At 39.0% G+C, this 4664-nt stretch carries 6 protein-coding genes; 1 reads left to right on the top strand and 5 read right to left on the bottom strand.

Annotation, left to right across the window (positions count from 1 at the left end; all coding sequences use genetic code 11):
* From A0F92_RS13700 to A0F92_RS13680, 5 genes are all read right to left on the bottom strand, one after another.
* Positions 1-722, bottom strand: a 722-nt coding sequence (locus A0F92_RS13700) for a thiamine pyrophosphate-dependent enzyme (RefSeq protein ID WP_253810484.1), incomplete at its 3' end; no start/stop codon positions are given.
* Positions 723-754: 32 nt separating this feature from the next.
* The gene (locus A0F92_RS13695) at positions 755-1366 is read right to left on the bottom strand and encodes a fumarylacetoacetate hydrolase family protein (protein ID WP_068247383.1); all 612 of its coding nucleotides are present in this window, start codon (positions 1364-1366) and stop codon (positions 755-757) included.
* Positions 1367-1482: 116 nt separating this feature from the next.
* Entirely contained in the window at positions 1483-2061 is a 579-nt protein-coding gene (pth, locus tag A0F92_RS13690) for an aminoacyl-tRNA hydrolase (RefSeq protein ID WP_068247381.1), read from the bottom strand.
* A gap of 171 nt (positions 2062-2232) precedes the next feature.
* Positions 2233-2814 carry a 50S ribosomal protein L25 gene (locus tag A0F92_RS13685; RefSeq protein WP_068247378.1) on the bottom strand — a complete coding sequence of 194 codons (582 nt, stop codon included), beginning with the start codon at positions 2812-2814 and terminating at the stop codon, positions 2233-2235.
* Between the two features lie 162 nt (positions 2815-2976).
* A complete protein-coding gene (locus tag A0F92_RS13680; RefSeq protein WP_068247385.1) occupies positions 2977-3936 on the bottom strand; it encodes a ribose-phosphate pyrophosphokinase in 960 nt (319 codons plus the stop codon).
* A 127-nt stretch (positions 3937-4063) separates the two neighbouring features.
* On the opposite strand from A0F92_RS13680, the gene A0F92_RS13675 reads away from it, so the two are divergent.
* Positions 4064-4564, top strand: a complete 501-nt coding sequence (locus tag A0F92_RS13675; RefSeq protein ID WP_068247377.1) for a JAB domain-containing protein — start codon at positions 4064-4066, stop codon at positions 4562-4564.
* The last annotated feature ends 100 nt before the right edge of the window (positions 4565-4664 follow it).

Here is a 4664-nt window from a genome sequence, read left to right as displayed (position 1 = left end):
GGTTTACGTTCGGTTCTGGCATAATCAAACGCCTGTTGCATGGTTTGGTAACTTTGCACAAAGTGTGCACCGTTACATTGTAGTTTATGCAAGCCTTTAAAACCATCGGCATATTCAAATGCATTCATGGCACGCACTTCGGGGATGGCAGCGCTAATACTCCAGCCATTATCCTGCACTAAATAAATAATGGGTAATTGTTTTAAAACAGCAAATTGCCAGGCTTCGCTTACTTCACCTTCGGTTACGCTGCCATCACCCAATGAACACAACACTACGGGCAATGGATTGACGTTGTTGGGCAATAAACCCTGTTGCAGTTGGTATTGAATAGCCTGTGCAATACCGGTAGCGGGTATTACCTGCATACCTGTAGCACTGCTTTGGTGCATTATTTTGGGTTTATCGGCATCGCGACTGCTGGGATGGCAGTAATAAGAGCGCCCACCCGAAAATGGGTCGGTGGCTTTGGCCAATAATTGTAACATTAATTGTTCGGGTTCAAACCCGGCAGCCATCATTAAACTATCATCTCTATAATAGGGACTGAGCCAATCGGTAGGTAATAATTGTAATCCGGCGGCTATTTGAATGGCTTCATGGCCTGAAGAGGTAGAATGCACATATTTAGTGATGGTTCGGTTTTCTTCATAAATGGCTGCCATAGAGCGGGCAGTAAACATAATGCGGTAAGCATTCAAAAGCAAATCAGTCGTTAGCATATTTTTCCTACCGATACGAACTGTAACGGTACTTATTTTATGGTTAATTCAAACATCTTTTCTTCACCCAGAAATCCGGTTAATTCATCGCCCACCACACATTCGCCCACACCGGCGGGTGTACCGGTAAAAATTAAATCGCCAATGTTGAGTGAGAAATAATTAGAGATATGGGCAATTAAATAATCAACCGAATAAATCATTTGCGAAGTATTGCCTAATTGAACCTGTTCGTTGTTTTTGTAGAGAGAGAATTCAATGGGTTGCTTCATCCTATCTTTTTCAACAGGCATCCATTTACCCACCACAGCCGATTGATCCCAAGCTTTGGCCTTCTCCCAAGGTAGTCCTTTTTTCTTTAATTCGTTTTGAATATCGCGGGCTGTAAAATCAATACCAACGGTTATTTTATTGTAAAAATGTGGTGCATCTTTTTGTTTAATGTATTTACCATTTTTGGAAATTTGAAATACCAATTCGGCTTCATAATGTAATTCATTGGTAAATTCAGGATAATAAAACGGAACATTGGTTTGTAGCAAAGCTGATTTTGGCTTCATGAAAATAACCGGTTCTTCCGGAATGGCATTTCCCAATTCTTTGGCGTGTTCTGCATAATTTCTACCTACACAAAAAATTTTCATACTCCTGTTAATTTAGGGTGACTTTGCAACATACTCTTCGCCGCTTATCCAATCAATATTGCGAATTTACTTAAATCGAGGTAAAGTTTTTCCTATTTGGTTTAAAAATGATAAGATTAGGAGATAAACTTATAGCTGTTAGCCATATTCATTGTTTTTTCTATACCCACGGCAGCAAATTGTTCGATGATTTCTACGCATTTGGCAATTTTTTGTTGCACAATGGGCTGTTCATTGGGCAGCCATTTGTTTAACACAAATTGGGCCTGCATGCCTTTGGGATAGTTGTTACCAATGCCGAAACGCAATTTGGGGTATTGATCAGTACCAATGGTAAGTTGAATATCTTTTAATCCATTATGGCCTGCCGGACTACCTGAAGCACGTAAACGAATGACATCTAAAGGCAAGGCCAAATCATCTACAATGGTTAAGGTTTGTTCTATGGGTACAGCCGTTTTATCGAACCAGTATTTAAACGCCTTCCCACTTAAATTCATAAACGTGGTGGGTTTTATACAAACAAACAAATACCCTTTCCATTTTACTTCTGCTTTCAATGCCAGGCGGTCGGGCATAAAAAAGCCGCCATGTTTTAATACAAAAGCATCTACCACATCAAAGCCAATATTGTGGCGGGTATGCATGTATTCCGGACCAATATTGCCCAGCCCTATAATTAAATATTTTTTCATGTATTTATTCGTTTAGCATTGTTTGTCTGAAATATGCATCCATTCTGTTGGAAATAAAACAGTTCAGCAAAAGCATTTATGGCTGTAAATATATTGAGAGCGTGGTTAATTTAGGGTCAAAAAAAATCCCCCGGCAAATACCGGAGGATATATTTGGGTTGAACCTGAACCTTATTTTTTGGCAGGAGCTGCAGCTTCTTCCTGTTTCAACTGGCGTGTCATAACAACCGATGCGATAGGGATACGTGGAGAGTTTAAAATTTCCATGTGTTCAACTTTTACATCTTCTACACGAATATTGCCGTTTAATTCCAAATTGGTGATATCTACTTCAATAAATTCACGCAGGTATTTAGGCAAGGTTTTTACTTTCAGTGCCTTCATTTTAATCACCAATTTACCACCACCTTTTACACCAATAGAAGTACCGGTAAAATGTAAAGGTAAAGTAGCAATTACCTTTTTATTGTCCTGCAGTTCTAACAAATCAATATGATCTAATGAATCATTCACCCTGTCAAACTGCATATCTTTTAAAATGCAACGGTAGGTTTTACCGTCAACTTTCACTTCAGCAATTTGAAATTCTGCTGTGTACACCAAGTCTTTAAATGCCTTTACAGGCGCAGCAAAATTAATTTCTTTTTCGCCACCGTAAATTACACCTGGCACCATTTCCTGAGAGCGAATTTGTCGGGTGGCTTTTTTCCCGGTTTCGGTCCTCAGTTGTCCTTCGATTGTAATTGTTTTCATTGTTTTTTTGTTTTAATGACTACGCATTTTTATGGTAATGCAGCCATTGTGAGATAATTTTTTGGACGGCAAAGGTAAGGGAATACAACTTAAAAAAGCACCCGCCTATAAAATTTATGGTTGGCCGGTGCTTTGAAACGTTTTCAGGTATTTTATTTGCCTTTACACCCTTGTATTTCTAAGTTGAGAATGAATGAACAGGCTGGTAATGCTTTTATTTTCATACGCATTGCGAATAGCAATAGCAAATAAATCGGCTACAGAAAGTACTTTTATTTTTTGGGTATTGGGGTTGGCCAAAGGAATGGTATCGCAAACCACCAATTCTTCCAGTTCACTGTTTTCAATATTTTGATAGGCATTACCACTTAAAACCGGATGGGTACATAAGGCACGCACACTGGTAGCACCTTTTTCTTTCAGCAGGGCTGCTGCTTTTGCCAAAGTACTGCCGGTATCGCAAATATCATCAATTAAAATAATATCTTTTCCGGTAACATCGCCAATTACCACCATGCTGGCTATTTCGTTGGCACGTTTGCGGTGTTTATCGCAAATTACCATTTCGGCGTTAAAATAGCTGGCAATTTCGCGAACTCGGTTGCTACTACCCACATCGGGCGATGCAAAAGTGAGGTTATCTAACTTCAGTTGTTCTATATACGGAATAAAAATGGCCGAACTGTCTAAATGATCAACCGGTATTTCAAAAAAGGCCTGGATTTGAGGTGCATGTAAATCCATAGTAATAATGCGGTTGGCACCGGCAGCTTCTAACAGGCTGGCTATTAATTTGCTGCCAATGGCCACTCTTGGGCGGTCTTTCCGATCCTGCCGGGCATAACCATAATAAGGAATAACGGCAATAATTTTATAAGCGCTGGCTCTTTTAGCTGCATCAATCATTAATAACAATTCCATCAAATTATCGGCCGGTGCAAAAGTGCTTTGTACTAAAAAAACATAATCGCCCCGAATACTTTCTAAAAAAACAGGCTGCATTTCGCCATCACTGAATTTTTGAATATTTACTTTTCCGAGCGGAGCGCCAAAACGTTGTGCAATTTTTTCTGCTAATTTTTGCGAACCGGCACCGGCAAAAACTTTAACTGAAGGATTCATAATAACTGGAATGAGTTGCGAAGATAACCATTCAACCAGGAAATGAAAAAACAGGATTTCCGCATTTTGTGAACAAAGTTTATTTTTATAATACATAAAAAATTATCTTCATTCACATCAACTGCTTATGGCACAAAACAGTATTAAACAATGGGCTGTAGATGACCGCCCCAGAGAAAAAATGTTATTGAAAGGATGCGGTGCATTAAGTAATGCAGAGCTACTGGCTATTTTAATGAATAATGGAACTGCCAATACATCTGCATTGGAATTAGCCAAAACTTTGTTGCATGCAGTCAACAATAATTTAACCCGATTAGCGGGGATGAGTGTACCTGAAATACTCCAATTAAAAATTAAAGGAATAGGGCCTGCAAAAGCAGTAACCATTGTTGCCGCATTAGAGTTAGGCATTAGAACCCATACATTCCAACAAAAAAAAGCATGTGTTATTACCAGTAAAGATGCCGCCGATTATTTAAGGGCACAATTGCAACACAAAACCATTGAGATGTTTGTAGCCATTTATTTAAACCGTGCCAATAAAATAATACGGCATGAAGTAATTAGCACGGGCGGAATTACCGGAACCGTTGCCGACCCTGTTTTCCTCACTGGGACACCCTAAAAGTTGAATATTTTAGCCAGGATTCGATGTTCTTCTGTTAGTATTAGTTTTTTTCTGATGATTTGTTTAGATGTAGGTAACATAATTTCAATTTCAAAAA

Source organism: Hydrotalea flava, from assembly GCF_001623405.1.
In the GTDB taxonomy this organism is placed as follows: Bacteria; Bacteroidota; Bacteroidia; order Chitinophagales; family Chitinophagaceae; genus Hydrotalea; species Hydrotalea flava.
Note: the sequence above shows the minus strand (reverse complement) of the source record. Positions and strands in the feature narration are given on the sequence as shown.

Coding starts and splice junctions, on each gene's coding strand:
- A0F92_RS13695 (WP_068247383.1), bottom strand. CDS start 1,366: ATGAAAATTTTTTGTGTAGGTAGAAATTATGCAGAACACGCCAAAGAA.
- pth (WP_068247381.1), bottom strand. CDS start 2,061: ATGAAAAAATATTTAATTATAGGGCTGGGCAATATTGGTCCGGAATAC.
- A0F92_RS13685 (WP_068247378.1), bottom strand. CDS start 2,814: ATGAAAACAATTACAATCGAAGGACAACTGAGGACCGAAACCGGGAAA.
- A0F92_RS13680 (WP_068247385.1), bottom strand. CDS start 3,936: ATGAATCCTTCAGTTAAAGTTTTTGCCGGTGCCGGTTCGCAAAAATTA.
- A0F92_RS13675 (WP_068247377.1), top strand. CDS start 4,064: ATGGCACAAAACAGTATTAAACAATGGGCTGTAGATGACCGCCCCAGA.